This window comes from Bradyrhizobium campsiandrae, assembly GCF_014529705.1.
Lineage (GTDB): Bacteria > Pseudomonadota > Alphaproteobacteria > Rhizobiales > Xanthobacteraceae > Bradyrhizobium > Bradyrhizobium campsiandrae.
The window spans coordinates 76823-92074 of sequence record NZ_JAANIH010000033.1 but is presented as its reverse complement, the minus strand read 5'-3'; the positions used below and the strand labels follow the sequence as shown (position 1 = coordinate 92074).

Below are 15252 nucleotides of genomic sequence, written 5' to 3'. Positions count from 1 at the left end.
ACATGGGGCGGGGGATTGAAGGCTGGGGCAAGGTGACGAGGTCCGGACTCCTAGGCACTCCGGACCTCGGAACTTTCAAGATTGAACGCAATTTCGCGCCGCGGGCTTTATGAGCCACGCGGCGCGAAGTCGTTTTGGTATCACCTTGTTGGTACCGTCTTGCCGATCCAGCGCTCAGCGCGTTTGCGGCTCGATGGTCACCGTGCAGTCGCCCTGCCCTTGCGTCGCAACCACGATATCGCCAGCGGCGGCACCGAGCGGAATCGGCGCGGACGAGCCGCCCCCAGGCAACTGCACCGTCACGCTCAACGAATCCGTGCGCGCGCTCGAGCCGACCGTTGACGGTTCGGCCTCGGCCAAATTGCCCGAAGCATCACGCCGCATGATCCGGCAATTCACATTGCTACCACCGGCGCTACTGCCGGCCGCGGCCATGCTCGTCGATGCGCCGCCGCTCATCTCCGCGCGGGCTCGCGACGGATCGCGCGGAACCTGGCTGACGATGCGATGTGTCCGCGGCTCCACAATAACGACGTCATCATCCGTCGCGAAATACTCGTAGTCCCGATACTCCGGCTCGATCGAGACGATCTCGGGCGGCAGCTGATAGAGACGCACGCGCGGAGGTATCGTCTCGCCGACGCGGATCGAAATGTTCAGATTGCGCTCCGGCTCAGCCAGACGCTCGCGGCTCAGTCGTTCCGAGATCTGCACCTGCCTTTCGGGGTTCACACGGGTCTGCTGGCTGACCTGCGTGTTGGTCTGGGTGGTTTGATTGGCTTGATTGGTCTGCGTCCCGGTGGCGGGCGGTGCGCTCTGTGCGTTGTTGGTTGGAGGCGTCCGGTTTGCGTCGGTTGCGGTGGCCGGCCGATGGCCCTGTTGCGGCGGTTGCTGCTCCGCTGCGTTGCGCGGAGGTTGGCTCTGGTTACGCTCGCCCTGGTTGGCCGCCGCTCCCGTGCGCTCGTTCTGCTGGCCAGCCGGACCGCTCTTCGACTTCTCCGACTCGGCCGTTGATTTCTGCGGCGCGGACTTGTCCGACTTCGTCTCTGCACGGCTCTTGTCGGCGTCGTGTCCCGACTTGGCGCTCTCCGCCTCCCGGTTGCGATCCTTCGAGGGCTCGCGAGATTCTTGTGCCTGCTCCTTGGTGTTCGGCGCGCTGTGCCCGGCAGCGCTGGCCGGCTCGCGGCCTGCGCCTTGCAATTTTTCCTGTGCGCCCTGGGCACGCTCTTGAACGCGCTCTTGAACGCGCTCTTGGCCGTGCTCCTGGGCAGCGCCACCGCGCTGCGGCAGAGCGCCCTTCGCCGGTTCCTCGGTCCGCTTCGGCTCCTCCTTGCGCTCCGGCGCCTGCGCGTAGGCCACGCCGGATGCGAGCATAAGTCCGATCGCGGCGGTCGATAACATCAAGTGCTTATGCATGGTCCCTCTCCCGAACAAATCGCAATGACAGACGCGAACGCATCGTCGACGCGAATGTTCCTGAGCCGGGAACGGCGCTATTCACCCGAGGGACGATCAGATCGCGCCCTACATCGGATCCTGCAGCGTCAGCCGCGCCGTGAAGGTCACGGCGGTCTTGCCGACGAGTGCCATGCCTTCGACCTCCGCTCCGCCGGCCGAGTAGTCCCCGGAAAAGCCGCAGGTGACCTCGCGGCCTGCGAACGCCAGTGTCCTGCCGACCGCTTCGGTGTGCTGGTTGACGATCATGTCGCCGCGCCACTTGCCGTTTCGGAAGGTGTAGCTGCCCGTATAGTAGAAATAGCTGTCGCCACCCATGATGCGTCCGTCGCACAGCACGACCACGCCTCTCGCCTGGCCGCGCTTGCCATCACGCATCTCGATGTCGAAGATGTAGAGGCCGTTGACGACCCTCGCCTCCTCGCCCGCTTCCGACCCGTCCCCGGCCGACATCAGATCGTCTCCCCAGCCATGCCGATCCGTCACACCCTCAGCCCGGCACGTTTCGTTCCAGATCCTCGAGCCAGGCCGCCGCACTGGAATCCGACGGCGCACGCCAGTCGCCGCGCGGCGACAGCGAGCCGCCGGCCGAGACCTTCGGTCCATTCGGCATCGCCGAACGCTTGAACTGGCTGAAGGCGAAGAAGCGGCGCAGGAACACCTCCAACCAGCGGCGGATCTCCGCAAGATCATACGCCTTGCGCTTGTCGGCAGGGAATGCCGGCGGCCATTCACCCTTGGCGACGTCCTTCCAGGCCTGAAACGCCATGAAGGCGATCTTGGACGGGCGCATGCCGAAGCGCAGCGTGTAGAACAGGTTGAAATCCTGCAGCTCGTAGGGCCCGACCGAAGCTTCGGTGCTCTGCGGCTTCTCGCCCGGCTTGACCGGAACCAGCTCCGGCGAGATTTCGGCCGCCAGGATCGAGGCCAGCGTCCCGTTCACCGCGCCGCTGAACTGCTTTGACGCGATCACCCAGCGGATCAGATGCTGGATCAGCGTTTTCGGCACGCCGGCATTGACATTATAGTGCGCCATCTGGTCGCCGACGCCGTAAGTGCACCAGCCGAGCGCGAGTTCGGAGAGGTCGCCAGTACCGATGACGATCCCGCCGTGATGGTTGGCAAGGCGGAACAGATAGTCGGTGCGCAGGCCCGCCTGCACGTTCTCGAAGGTGACATCGTAGACCTTCTCGCCCTTGCCGAAGGGATGGCCGATATCCTTCAGCATCTGCGTGGCGGTGGTGCGGATGTCGAGTTCCTGCCAGGTCGTATTGAGCGCCTTCATCAGCGCCAGCGCATTGGTCTTGCTTTCGCTGCCGGTGGCAAAGCCCGGCATGGTGTAGGCCAGAACATTCTCCCGCGGCAGCCCGAGCAGATCGACCGCCTTAGCGGCGACGATCAGCGCATGGGTGGAGTCGAGGCCGCCGGAGACCCCGATCACGACCCGCATGGTGCCGGTGGCGCGCATGCGCTGCACCAGGCCGGCGACCTGGATGTTGTAGGCCTCGTAGCAATCCTGCTCGAGCAGGCTTTCATCGCTCGGCACGAACGGAAAGCGCTCGACCTTGCGCAGGAAACCGATATCGGCAACCGGCGGCTTCAGGGCGAAGCTGATCTTGCGGAATTTACCCTCACGCTGCCGCCTGTTGTCGTCGAACGTGCCCATCAGCGCGCGCTCCTGCCTGAGCAGGTCGAGATCGACGTCGGCGTAGGTGACCTGACCGCCCTGGCGAAACCGTTCGCCCTCCGCGAGCAGCACGCCGTTCTCGTAGATCGATGTCTGGCCGTCCCAGGCCAGATCAGTGGTGGATTCCCCAGCGCCTGCGGCGGAATAGACATAGGCCGCGAGGCACCGCGCCGAGGTCGACTGGCACAGCAGCGCGCGCGAGCGCGCCCGGCCGATGGTGATCGGGCTGCCCGAGAGATTGATCAGCACGCTGGCGCCGGCAAGGGCGAGCTCGGAGGCCGGCGTCACCGGGATCCACATATCCTCGCAGATCTCGACGCCGATGGTCAGACCCGGAACATCCTCGGCCGCGAACAGAAGGTCGACCCCGAACGGAGCATGCAGGCCGCCGAACGTGATCGTCTCGCCGGCGACCCCGGCGCCGGAGGCGAAATGGCGGCCTTCGTAGAATTCGCGATAGGTCGGCAGATAGCTCTTGGGCACGACGCCCAGCACGCTGCCGCGATGGATGACGACGGCGCAATTGTAGATCCTGACGCCGAAACGCAGCGGCGCACCGACGATCAGGACGGTCATGAACGCCGACGAGGCGTCGACGATCGTGGCAAGGCCGCGCTCGACCGCGTCGAGCAGCGGGTCCTGCTTCACCAGATCTTCGATCGCGTAGCCTGACAGGCACAGCTCCGGAAACACGGCCACCGCCACCGACTGGTCATGGCAGGCGCCCGCCGCCGCCAGGACGGCCTTCGCATTGGCCGTCGGATCGGCCACATGAGAGGTGGTGACGCAGGCCGCCACGCGCGCAAACCCATGGGCATAGATCGAGTGGAAGCTCATCGCGCAAAGGACCCTTGAATCTTGTCGGACCCGGCTGCTGCCTGCCGGCTCAGGACTCTATGTAGCCCATCGCCATGGCCGCGTGCAGGCCATCCGCCATCATGCATAACGGATTTGCAGCTTCGCGGGCCTGTTCGGCAGCATCAGGCGCTTCGTGCCAGCACGCTGGTGAGGTCGTCCCGCAGCCATTCCGCAATCCGGGGCCAGGCATGGACGTGCGTCCGCGCGCCCATGAACAGGCCGAGATGATCGCTGGGCTCGGACGCGGCGGCAACGAACGCCGGCGGCGTGCCGATGAGGCCGGCGGTTGCAAGCGCCTGCGCCGCCGGCACGACCTCGTCGTCGAGCCCGGCCAGCAGAAACACCGGCGCCTTGATGTCCTTCAGGTCGATGACCCGGCCGAGAGCGGTGAAATTGCCTGAAGCGATGCGGTTCTCTCGAAAGATCCAGTTGACGATCTGGAGATAGTAGGTCCCCGGCAAGTTGAGCGTTTCGCTGTTCCAGCGGTCGAAGCGCGCGAGCAGGACCGCCCCCTCCTCGTCCGAAAGGTCTCTCTGCAGCGCCGTCGCGATGTCGTCACGGCTTGGCGCCTTCGACCAGACGTGCAACATCTCCTCGCCGTTGACATTACCACCGCCGCGCGCGACGAGCTGGTCGTAGACCATCCCAGGTGCGCTGCGGGCAAGTTGCGACAAGCGGGAATCGATCGAGAGATCAACCGGCGCTCCGACCAGGACGAGCCGGCGCACCTTGGCCGGAAAGCGCGCCGCATAGAGCAGCGACAGCCAGCCGCCCTGGCATAGGCCGATCAGATCCACCGGCGCGCCAATCTCCTCGACGGCGAGGTTGAGATCGCCGAGATAGGTGTCGATCGAGAGATAGCGCATCTCGGGCGAGGCCGAACGCCAATCGGTGAGATAGACCCGATCGATGCCGCCCTGTTGCAGCGACTGCACCACGCTGTGGCCGGGCGCGAAATCAGCGATCTGGGCGCGATGCAGCGCATAAGGCGCGCAAATCAGCGCCGGCTGGCCCGATTGCGTCCGTGAGCAATCGCGCAGGCGCATGGTGGCCAGCTCCAGCGCCAAAGCGCCCGGCGTCGTCCAATCGAGCTCACGCTCGCCCTGCGCCACGGGGCCGCGTTCCAGCCACCAGAAGCAGGCATCCATGGCGAGCCTTGCCGCCGCAAACGGCCACAGCATGGGCTCGTCGGCAGCGCGTTCCGACCCGCGGGGCTGTGGTCCGCTCTTCTCCACCGCCATTATCGTGGGATCCTCACAGGAATGCCTCCAGGCTGACGACGGAAATGCCGAGCTGGCGAAAACTCTGATGGGTCGCCGCGATCGAGCCGTCGAGGTCGATGCCGCGGCAGGCGTCTTCGATCACGGCAACCTCGAACCCCGCCTTGCGCGCATCCTCCGCGGAAAAGCGGACGCAGAAATCGAGCGCGAGGCCGGCGACGAAAACATTCTTCAGCTCGCGCTCGCGCAAATAACCGAGCAGGCCGGTCGGCGTGCTCTTGTCGTTCTCGAACAGCGCCGAGTAGGAATCGATCGCGCGGCGAAAGCCCTTGCGCACCACGAGGCTGGCACGCGTGAGCTCGAGATCGCGGTGGAATTCGGCGCCGGCCGTGCCCTGGACACAATGCGCGGGCCAAAGCACCTGGGTGCCATAGTCGAGCTCGATGGTCTGGAACGGCTGACGGCCCGGATGGTTCGGCGCGAAGGAGACATGGTCGGGCGGATGCCAGTCCTGCGTCAGCACCACATTGGTGAATTTTTGGGCGATCCGGTTGATGGCAGGCACGACCTTCTCACCGCCGGGAACGGCGAGCGCCCCGCGTGTGCAAAAATCGTTCTGCACGTCGATCACCAGCAGCACGTCGCGGTCGGATATCTTCATGCGGGAGGCCCCATGGCGACCGTCCGGCGCAGATGGCGCCGGCCGGTCTTTGCAGTCTCGATCTTCCTGCGCTGCTTCGCAACCACCCGCGCCTGCAACAATGTCGCGCGAAGGCCCGGCAGCCCCGCCCCGGATGCAACGCTTTGGCTTCCTTCGTGTTGACTAGCCGCATCCGAGAGCGGATTCTGCTGATGTCCGCGGCATGTGGTGCGGGGTCAAGGAGTGGAGGAGAAGGTTCCCGCGGCCGACAAGGTCACGGCAGCCAAACGGTCATGAGTGTCGGCAAGACAGGAAATATTCTTCTCGCCGACATCGGCGGCACCAATGCGCGCTTTGCGCTGAGCAACGGCGAGCAGATCGGACCGATCGACTATGTGAAGGTCGCCGACCACCCGACGGTCCGCGAAGCCGTTGCGGACGTGCTCCGGCGCGCCGACGGCGAGAAGCCGACCAGAGCCGTTCTCGCCGTCGCAGGTCCCGTCACCAACAACCGCTGCGTCATGACCAACAGTCCATGGGTGATCGACGGCAACGAGCTGCAGCCGGCGCTCGGCTTCGACAGCGTCCATGTGCTCAACGATTTCGAGGTGGTGGCCTGGTCCCTGCCCGCCCTGCAACCGGCCGACCTGATTCCGCTCGGCGGCCAGGACGGCATGCCTGGGGAGCCGCTGCTGGTGGTCGGGCCCGGGACCGGCTTTGGCGTCTCTTGCCTGATCGAGCGGCACGGCGCGCGCCTCGCCGTCGTCACCGAGGCCGGTCACGCCACTCTGCCGGCAGAGAACGAGCGCGAGGAGCGGGTGATCGCCGCGATGCGCCGCCGCTTTGGCCACGTTTCCATCGAGCGCGGCGCCCTCTCCGGTTCCGGGCTGCAATCCCTCTATGAGGCGATGGCCGAGGTCGATAGCGCCCGTGTGCCGCAACGCGATGCGGCCGGCATCACCCGGGCTGCGCTGGACGGGAGTTGCGAACTCAGCCGGGCGACGCTGGAGATGTTTTGCGCCATCCTCGGCTCGGTCGCCGGCAATCTCGCGGTGACCTTCGGTGCGAGAGGCGGCGTGTTCATCGCCGGCGGCATCGTGCCGCGCTTTCCGGAGTTCCTCGCGGCCTCGGCGTTCCGCGCCCGCTTCGAGGCCAAGGGACGCTTCCAGGACTATTTGCGCAACATCCCGACACGCCTCGTCATCAAGCCCGATGCGAGCTTCCTCGGCCTCAAGCTGTTCGCCGACCACACCGCGGGCTGAGGCGGTCCGGAATTCACAGCTGATCGCGGCCGATGCCCGGTTCCAAGCAAGATCGCGCTTGCCCTGATGTTTCCGATGGGAAACAATTCGCACGTGTGTGGCGTACGTACAGGGGCGTGACATGCGTAAGCAGGATGTGGGCTTCGATTATCATCGCTATCATCGGTTGCTGACCGAGGCGGACGACGAGACCAAGCGCATGGCGCTGATCGAGCTGTTGATCGAGGAGAAGGCACGGGACCGGCTGGCCGCCCAGCGAGCCTCGGATCGCGCCGCCATGACGGCCCACACCATTGCGACAGTGCTGAAGGCCGGCCGCAACTAACACTTGCAAGATATAGAAGATTCCTTGGGGCGCCGCCGGCAGGACGCGCGATCGAGTTGCGATTCCGTTAAGGATCCCTGGCAATCCTGTATCAAACTTTTTGCTCTAGACGTTCCCTCACCTGATGCAATTCAGGATCAACAAAGGGGGGAATGAACATGAGCACGATTTCGCTCGCCGAAACGCCGTCTGCGGTCGAGGTCCGGTCAATCGACCATTCCTTCAAGGCCATTGTCATCTTCTGCTGCGCGGGCCTCGTCGCCTCGTTCGGCCTGATGGCACACGGCATCGACCTCAGCGCCGGCCTGATGTGAGACACTGACGGACCTCAGGTCCCGGATGGCCGCCCCTTTCGGGCGGCCATTTTCGTTGCCGATATCAGTGTCAGTGCGGCGATGTCAGTGCGGCGATATCAGTGCGGCGCTTCCGCGACCGCATCCGGAAACAGCGAGTCGATCATGGTCTTGAGCTGGTCGAGCGCAATCGGCTTGCGCAGAATCGGCCGGCGCCGGAGCAAGGACGGCAACAGTTCCGGCCCGTAACCCGTCGCGAACAGGAAGGGCTTGCCGCGACGCTCGATCAAATCGGCGACCGGATCGACGTAGACGCCCATCAGATTGATGTCGAGGATGGCGAAATCGTACTGCGCTGTCATCGCAAAGGCGCTCGCGTCGCGCACATTGTCCGCTTCTGCAACGACATGGTGGCCGAGTTCCTCCACCATGTCGGCGATCATCATCCGGATCAACGCCTCGTCTTCGACCAGGAAAACGGAGAGTCCGTCCGCCATATCAACCCCGCAAGCCACATGCGGAGATAATCATACCCGATCTACAAAAAGGATTCACGAATTCGTGGCCCTCAAATTCCGCGAATGCATGCAAGCCGATTCAAGCTTGATCGATCCAGGCGGGTCAATCCAGGCCTCGCTCATGACTGAGGCGCACCATTTCCTGAATGAACACCTGCTTCTGCTTGTCGTCGAGGCTCGAGAACAACGGTTCGGCAGCATCGGCGACGTTGCGCTGGTCGGCGGCGCGGTCGATCAGGAACTGCGCCTCGTTGCGCATCTGCTCGATGATGTCGTCGGGCGGATCGCGCTTGGCCCGCGCGATGCGCAGGTTGAGCCGCTCCGCGCCATTGTGGCCGAGATAGTGCATGGCGCTGGAGAAACCGAACCAGTGCTTCTCCTGATCGGGCGTCAGGTTCAGCTCGGTCTTGATCCGCTCGATATAGGAATCGCTGTTGGCAACGATTTGATCGGCCGTCTGCTGCGGCGCGCCGGGCTGGGTCAGGACCGTGACGTCCTGATTATCCTTGTTGGTGTCCTTGTTGTCCTGGGGCGCGTTCTTGGCTTCCTTGGTCGCCTTGGCACCCTTGCCAGCCTTCGCGCTCTTGGCATCACCCTTGTCCTTGGCGCCGCCCGGCTGCTTGGAATCCTTGCCCGCATCCTTGTTGGCATCCTTGGATGCATCCTTGTTGGTGTCCTTGGCAGCCGGCGCCTGGCCGTTATTGTTCCCGACGCCGAGCACGCCGGTGAAGACGCCGACAACGCCGCCAATGGCGCCGCCAAGCACGCCGCCGACGGGCCCGGCCGCCTTGTTGCCGGCCGCGGCCCCCTCCTGGACGCCTTTGACCAGGCCTTGTGCATTCGCAGCCGCGGCCGCGCCAACCAGCAATGTCAGTACGGACCCAAGTGCGAGCCATTGTCGCATGCGGAGCGCGCGCGGTGTCGGGGTGATCATTCTGGTCTTCATGTCGATCCGCTTGTCCTCTCAGAACGGCAGGCATGCTGCCAGTTGCAACTCTATCGTTTTCGCCGCACCTGGGTCTAGGCACGGACAGCAATCGTCCCCATCCGAAAGACCTTCTGCACGAAGCGGTTATGAAAGCTCATTTGGAACTGCGGCGTAATTGCGCTTGGAGCAGGCGCGTCGGCGCGGTTCGCCGTGTGCGTCGCAAAAAGACCAGGCGCCGGTCACGGCCGGCCGCGGTCGTCCCCGTCCCCTACGCAACGTTAGTTCTAGAGCGCCCGGCATTCGGTTTTCTCGACAGACGCAATCAATCATGATCTGATCGCGCTACCAATTTGCCGTGTCCCGCGCGTGATCGGCGCCCGAGACGACGCGGCCAACAAGAAACGTCCAACAACAATATCAAAGAACAAACTCGGGAAAGTCAGAGGAAACGACAGAACAATAAACACACCAAGGCGAGGAAACGAGATGTCACGCAAGACACTGACGCGACGTCAATTTGTAGCTGCCACTGCAATGTCCTCCACGGCGCTGATCGCAGCGCCCTATGTCCGAGGCGCTTACGCCGCCGGCAAAGTCTCGATCGGCTTCTGGGACCACTGGGTGCCCGATGCCAATAACGCCTCCAGGGCTCTCGTCGACGAATGGGCGGCAAAGGAAAAGGTCGACGTCTCGATCGACTACATCACCAGCAACAATAACAAGATCCAGCTGACGGTGGCCGCCGAGGCCCAGGCGAAATCCGGCCATGACATCCTGCAAATGCCGACATGGTGGCCGCACGCCTATTCCGAGAATCTCGAGCCGCTCAACGACATCATGGAGCCGCTCATCAAGCAGAACGGTGAGGTCAACGGCACCGTCAAATATCTCGGCCAGGCCGGCGGCAAATGGCTCGCCGTCCCCGCGACACCGGGCAGCCAGATCAAGGGGCCCTGCTCCCGTATCGACTTGATGAAGAAGCTCGCGGGCATCGACGTGCAGGAGATGTATCCGGCGGGCGCGCCCGCGAAGGCGGACAATTGGACGATGGACACGTTCCTGAAGGCGGCCGAGGCCTGCCAGAAGGGCGGCTTCCCATTCGGGATCGGCCTCGGCGAAACCACCGACAGCGTCGATACGGCGGGCGCGATCTTCCAGTCGTTCGGTGCCGAACTGGTCAACGCCAAGGGTGACGTCACGGTGAAAACCGACGCCGTTCGCCAGGCCCTCGACTACTACAAGAAACTGATCGCTTTCCTGCCGCCGGATGCCCCGTCCTGGGATGACGCTTCGAACAACAAATGGCTGATCTCGGGTCGTGGCGCGCTCATCTTCAATCCGCCAAGCGCGTGGGCCGTCGCCAAACGCGACGCCCCGCAGGTCGCCGAGCAGTGCTGGACCCACGGCATGCCGGCCGGCCCGAAGGGCCGTTTCGCGCCCTTCCTGCCCTACTTCTGGGGTCTGTGGAGCTTCAGCAAGAACAAGGAAGCCGCCAAGAGCCTGCTCACCTTCCTGTCGCAGCCGTCATCGATCGAAAAATTCGTCGCCGCCAGCGGTGGCTACGATCTGCCGGCCTACGCCAATATGACGACGCTGAAGACGTGGGCGGAGGAAGGACCGCCGAAGGGGACGCTCTATCATTATCCGAACCCCAACAACCATCAGACGCTGTCGATCGCGGCGTCCCCTGCGCCGCCCAAGATCGCCCAGCAGATCTATTTCCAGGCGACGCTGACCAAGATGGCGCTGCGTTATGCCCAAGGCGAGAAGATGGAAGACACGCTCGCCTGGGCTGAAGGCGAGTGCGAAGGCTTCATGCGGAGTTAGCCCGGGCGTGTGCCACGGCGGTTCATGCTCATTGAGCGTGAGCCGCCAAGGCGCGCATCGATCCGTCGCCATTCAGTGAAGCCGACAGGTCGCCGGCTTCGTCCTTCAAACGTCCCGTCAGAGAGTTCGCCCCATGGCCGACGTCGTCGTTGAGCAAGGTCGTCTCGGCAGTTCCGCCCGCCCGCGAAAAGGCGCGGGCCTGCGCAATGTGCTGGGCCGGAAATCGACCGTGGCGTTCTTCCTGACGCTGCCGCTGATCCTCCTGATCGCGCTCCTGGTGCTCTATCCCGCGCTCTACTCGATCCATCTCGCGACGCTGAACAAGTCGATGCAGAAATTCGTCGGCCTGGGCAACTTCACCTTCCTGTTCAAGCGCGACACTTTCTGGATGGTGGTGAAGCAGTCATGCATCTTCGCCCTCACTGCGGTTTTCTTCAAAGCCTTGATCGGCTTCATCGTGGCGCACTTCGTCAATAACGTTCCGGCCAAGAAGCAGCGGAAATGGCGCGGCATGCTGCTGGTGCCCTGGGTCATCCCGCCCGCCATGAGCACGCTCGCCTGGCTGTGGCTGTTCGATCCCTCCTACAGCGCCTTCAACTATACGCTATCCTTCTTCGGCATCGGCCCCGTCAACTGGCTCGGCGACACCTTCTGGGCCCGCTTTTCCGTCATTCTCGTCAACGTCTGGTACGGCGCGCCGTTCTTCCTGATCATGTATCTGGCGGCGCTGAAGTCGGTTCCGGATCAGCTCTACGAGGCCGCATCGATAGACGGCGCCAATTGGTGGCAGAAGATGTGGTACGTTACGCTGCCGATGATGCGCAACATCATCGCGATCACGACGCTGTTCTCACTGATCGTGACTTTCGCCAATTTCGACATCGTCCGGATCCTCACCTCGGGCGGCCCGCTGGACAAGACCCACCTGTTTGCGACCTGGGCGTTCAAGGTCGGCATCGAAGGCAGCGACATTCCGCTTGGCGCGAGCGTCTCGTTGTTCATGGTCCCGATCCTCGCGATCGCCGCGATCTTCATCCTTCGTGACGTCTCCAAACGCGGAAATGAAGCATGAGCACGCTCACGATCGACAAGGCCGGACCGACGCGAAAGGTCAAGTACGGCAGCATGAGCCGCGACCGCGCCTGGGCGCTGCGCTGGTCCTATTTTTTCCTGGTGTTGTTTGCGATCTTCTTCCTGACGCCGCCGCTCTACATGTTGATCACCTCGCTCAAGAGCAGCGCGGAGATATCGGCGGCAACGAATCCGTGGTGGGTGTTTCACCCCACGCTCTCGAATTATATCGAGCTCCTGAGCTCGAACCAGTTCCTCCGATTCTTCTGGAATTCGGCGATCGTGTCGACCGTGGTGGTGATCATCACCATGCTGATCAGCGTCCCCGCAGCCTTCGCGCTGGCGCGGATGAAGTTCTGGGGCTCGGCAACGCTCGCGACCGGCGTGTTCCTGACCTATCTGGTCCCGGACAGCCTGCTGTTCATCCCCCTCTTCAAGATGCTGGCGCTCGTCCAGGACTACACCGGCATCACCCTCCTCAACAGATGGTACGTGTTGCTGTTCGTCTACCCGACGCTGACCGTGCCGTTCTGCACCTGGATCATGATCGGCTATTTCGCCTCGATTCCGAAGGAGCTCGACGAGGCCGCGATCATCGACGGCGCCTCCTGGCTCCAGACCCTGCTGCGGATCTTCATTCCGGTGGCGCTGCCCGGGCTGATCGCCGCGACGATCTTCGCCTTCACGGTCTCCTGGGCCCAGTTCCTCTATCCCCTGGTGTTCACGACGTCGGTGGACCAGCTCGTGCTGCCGGTCGGGATCACGACCACGCTGATCAAGGGCGACGTCTTCAACTGGGGGCAGATCATGACCGGTGCGCTGCTCGGCGCGGCACCGCCGCTGATCATCTACGCCTTCCTGATGGACTATTACATTGCCGGCCTGACCGCCGGTGCGACAAAGGGTTGATATCGAGGGGTTGAAGTGCAATGGCCGACGTTTCCCTGCGTAAGGTGATCAAGCGTTACGACGATGTCGAAGCGGTGCGTGGCATCGACCTCGATATCGCCGACCATGAATTCATCGTGCTGGTCGGCCCTTCCGGCTGCGGCAAGTCGACCACGCTACGCATGATCGCGGGCCTCGAGGATATCAGCGACGGCGACATCATGATCGGCGGCGACGTCGTCAACGACGTGCCGCCGAAGGACCGCGACATCGCCATGGTGTTCCAGAACTACGCGCTCTACCCGCACATGACGGTCGCCGAGAACATGTCGTTCGGGCTGCGGCTGAAGCACTACCCCAAGGCCGAGATCAAGGCGCGGGTGACGGAAGCCGCTCGCCTGCTCGACATCACCGACCTGATCGACCGCAAGCCGAAACAGCTTTCGGGCGGTCAGCGCCAGCGCGTCGCCATGGGCCGCGCGATCGTGCGCAACCCCAAGGTCTTTTTGTTCGACGAGCCGCTGTCAAACCTCGACGCCAAGTTGCGCGTGCAGATGCGGATCGAGATCAAGAAGGTGCATCAGAAGGTGCGCACCACGACCGTCTACGTCACCCACGACCAGGTCGAGGCGATGACCTTGGCCGACCGCGTTGTGGTGATGAACAAGGGGCGGATCGAGCAGATCGGCACGCCGAACGAGCTCTATCACAAGCCGGCGACGCGTTTCGTCGCGGGCTTCATCGGCTCGCCCGCGATGAACTTCATCCCGTGCCGGCTGGAGGACGCCGGCGGCACGCTCCAGATCCGCCTGACCGATCGCATCGCCTTTGCGCTGCCGCCAGCCCGCGCCGCGCGTTACAACGTCCTGCCGCGCACCGACAAGCTCCTGCTCGGCATCCGCCCAGAGCATCTCACCGAAGCGCATGCGCATCTTGAGCCGGGCGTCGAGACCTTCGACACCGTGCTCGACGTGACCGAGCCGATGGGGATGGAGACCCTCGTGTATTTCACTCTCGACGGCACGCCGGTTTGCGGCCGCGTCAATCCCAATGCCGGCGCCAGGGACGGGGCACCCATGCGTTTGGCGATGGACCTCAACAACATGCACCTGCTAAACGAGGAAAGTGGCGTCGTGTTGTGACGCTGTCTTAAGAAGCTCGAAGCAGGCGGGAGCGATGGCGACCAACAAGAAGAAGATTTTCGTTACACAAACCTTGTCGCAAGGGGCGCGTGCCCTCCTCACCCAGCGGGACGATATCGAGCTCGTCGAGTTTGCCAACCTGATCTCCGCCAAGGACTTCGAGGCCCTGCTGAAGAGCCATGCGCCGGTCCATGGCGTGGCGCTCGGCGCCACCGCGTTCGGAGAAGCCGAACTCGAAGCCGCCAAGGACATGAAGGTGGTGACCCGCATCGGCGTCGGCTACGACGCCGTCGACGTGTCCGCCCTCTCCCGCCGCAAGGTGCCTCTGATGGTGGCCGGCAGCGCCAACTCGCCCTCGGTCGCCGAGCAGGCCCTGTTCATGATGCTGACGCTGGCCAAGCGCGCCAGCGAGATGCATGCCTGCGTCAAGGACGGCAAATGGGCCAGCCGGCTCGGCATGCTGCCGTTCGACCTCTACGGCAAGACCGTGCTGATCATCGGTTTCGGCCGCATCGGCACCCGCACCGCCAAGCGGTGCCTGGCGATGGAAATGAATGTGCAGGTCTACGATCCCTACAAGGGAGCTGCCGAGATCAAGGCCGCCGGCTGCGAGCCGGTCGCTGACCTCGACGCCGCGCTGCCAGGCGCCGACTTCGTCACCATCCATTGCCCGAAGACGCCGGAAACGGTCGGCCTGTTCGACGCGGACAGGATCGGCCGGATGAAGCCGAAATCCTATCTCATCAACACCGCACGCGGCGGCATCGTGAAGGAAGCCGCGCTGTACGATGCGCTCGTCTCCGGCAAGCTCGCCGGCGCGGGCATCGACGTGTTCGAGGTCGAGCCGCCGCCGGTCGGCAATGCGCTGTTCGCGCTGCCCAACGTCATCATGGCGCCGCACGTCGCCGGTGTGACCGTCGAGGCGGTCAGCCGCATGAGCGAGCAGACCGCGCGCAACATCCTGAGTGTGCTGGACGGCGATCCGATCCGGCAGAACATCATCAACCAGGATGTGCTGGGCTAAGGCAAATCCGAAGGCGCGCGGCGGCCAACGCGCCTTCGGATGGCCAGAATGCGTCCCATTTTGGTGCAGATCGGGCCCCAACTCAGCCTTAATCAAACCCGCGTAATATATCCG

General features: G+C 63.7%; 15 protein-coding genes. 8 read left to right on the top strand and 7 right to left on the bottom strand.

Annotated features, from left to right (window positions below; translation table 11 throughout):
• Window positions 1–174 precede the first annotated feature (174 nt).
• The 5 genes from G8O24_RS23780 to pncA form a co-directional block, all read right to left on the bottom strand.
• A complete protein-coding gene (locus G8O24_RS23780; RefSeq protein ID WP_244645968.1) occupies window positions 175–1374 on the bottom strand; it encodes a DUF1236 domain-containing protein in 1200 nt (399 codons plus the stop codon).
• A 150-nt stretch (window positions 1375–1524) separates the two neighbouring features.
• Complete coding sequence (locus tag G8O24_RS23775) at window positions 1525–1908, bottom strand: GrlR family regulatory protein (protein WP_188103554.1); 384 nt, start codon at window positions 1906–1908, stop codon at window positions 1525–1527.
• Window positions 1909–1945: 37 nt separating this feature from the next.
• Complete coding sequence (locus G8O24_RS23770) at window positions 1946–3979, bottom strand: NAD(+) synthase (protein ID WP_188103552.1); 2034 nt, start codon at window positions 3977–3979, stop codon at window positions 1946–1948.
• Window positions 3980–4122: 143 nt separating this feature from the next.
• Window positions 4123–5181: an alpha/beta fold hydrolase gene (locus tag G8O24_RS23765; protein ID WP_244645967.1), complete on the bottom strand. Its 1059-nt coding sequence runs from the start codon at window positions 5179–5181 to the stop codon at window positions 4123–4125.
• A gap of 73 nt (window positions 5182–5254) precedes the next feature.
• Window positions 5255–5881, bottom strand: a complete 627-nt coding sequence (gene pncA / locus G8O24_RS23760; RefSeq protein ID WP_188103548.1) for a bifunctional nicotinamidase/pyrazinamidase — start codon at window positions 5879–5881, stop codon at window positions 5255–5257.
• Window positions 5882–6153: 272 nt separating this feature from the next.
• Between pncA and glk the strand changes: the two genes are divergently transcribed.
• The 3 genes from glk (at window position 6154) to G8O24_RS23745 (ending at window position 7761) form a co-directional block, all read left to right on the top strand.
• Entirely contained in the window at window positions 6154–7122 is a 969-nt protein-coding gene (gene glk, locus G8O24_RS23755) for a glucokinase (RefSeq protein WP_188103546.1), read from the top strand.
• Between the two features lie 121 nt (window positions 7123–7243).
• Window positions 7244–7447, top strand: a complete 204-nt coding sequence (locus tag G8O24_RS23750) for a hypothetical protein (RefSeq protein ID WP_188103544.1) — start codon at window positions 7244–7246, stop codon at window positions 7445–7447.
• 158 nt (window positions 7448–7605) lie between these two features.
• Window positions 7606–7761, top strand: coding sequence for a hypothetical protein (locus tag G8O24_RS23745; protein WP_188103542.1), 156 nt, complete (start codon window positions 7606–7608; stop codon window positions 7759–7761).
• 98 nt (window positions 7762–7859) lie between these two features.
• Here G8O24_RS23745 and G8O24_RS23740 read toward each other — a convergent pair whose 3' ends face one another.
• Window positions 7860–8237 carry a response regulator gene (locus G8O24_RS23740; protein WP_188103540.1) on the bottom strand — a complete coding sequence of 126 codons (378 nt, stop codon included), beginning with the start codon at window positions 8235–8237 and terminating at the stop codon, window positions 7860–7862.
• A 124-nt stretch (window positions 8238–8361) separates the two neighbouring features.
• Window positions 8362–9192, bottom strand: coding sequence for a Spy/CpxP family protein refolding chaperone (locus G8O24_RS23735; protein WP_188103568.1), 831 nt, complete (start codon window positions 9190–9192; stop codon window positions 8362–8364).
• Between the two features lie 480 nt (window positions 9193–9672).
• On the opposite strand from G8O24_RS23735, the gene G8O24_RS23730 reads away from it, so the two are divergent.
• The 5 genes from G8O24_RS23730 (at window position 9673) to G8O24_RS23710 (ending at window position 15138) form a co-directional block, all read left to right on the top strand.
• The gene (locus tag G8O24_RS23730) at window positions 9673–11013 is read left to right on the top strand and encodes an ABC transporter substrate-binding protein (protein WP_188103538.1); all 1341 of its coding nucleotides are present in this window, start codon (window positions 9673–9675) and stop codon (window positions 11011–11013) included.
• A gap of 133 nt (window positions 11014–11146) precedes the next feature.
• Window positions 11147–12085: a carbohydrate ABC transporter permease gene (locus G8O24_RS23725; protein WP_188103536.1), complete on the top strand. Its 939-nt coding sequence runs from the start codon at window positions 11147–11149 to the stop codon at window positions 12083–12085.
• Window positions 12082–12993 (top strand): carbohydrate ABC transporter permease, encoded by a 912-nt coding sequence (locus G8O24_RS23720; protein ID WP_188103534.1) that lies wholly within the window; start codon window positions 12082–12084, stop codon window positions 12991–12993. Before G8O24_RS23725 ends, G8O24_RS23720 begins: the two co-directional genes overlap by 4 nt.
• Before the next feature lie 20 nt (window positions 12994–13013).
• On the top strand, window positions 13014–14114 hold the full coding sequence (locus G8O24_RS23715; protein ID WP_188103532.1) for an ABC transporter ATP-binding protein: 1101 nt from the start codon (window positions 13014–13016) through the stop codon (window positions 14112–14114).
• A 34-nt stretch (window positions 14115–14148) separates the two neighbouring features.
• Entirely contained in the window at window positions 14149–15138 is a 990-nt protein-coding gene (locus G8O24_RS23710) for a hydroxyacid dehydrogenase (protein WP_188103530.1), read from the top strand.
• Window positions 15139–15252: the final 114 nt, after the last annotated feature.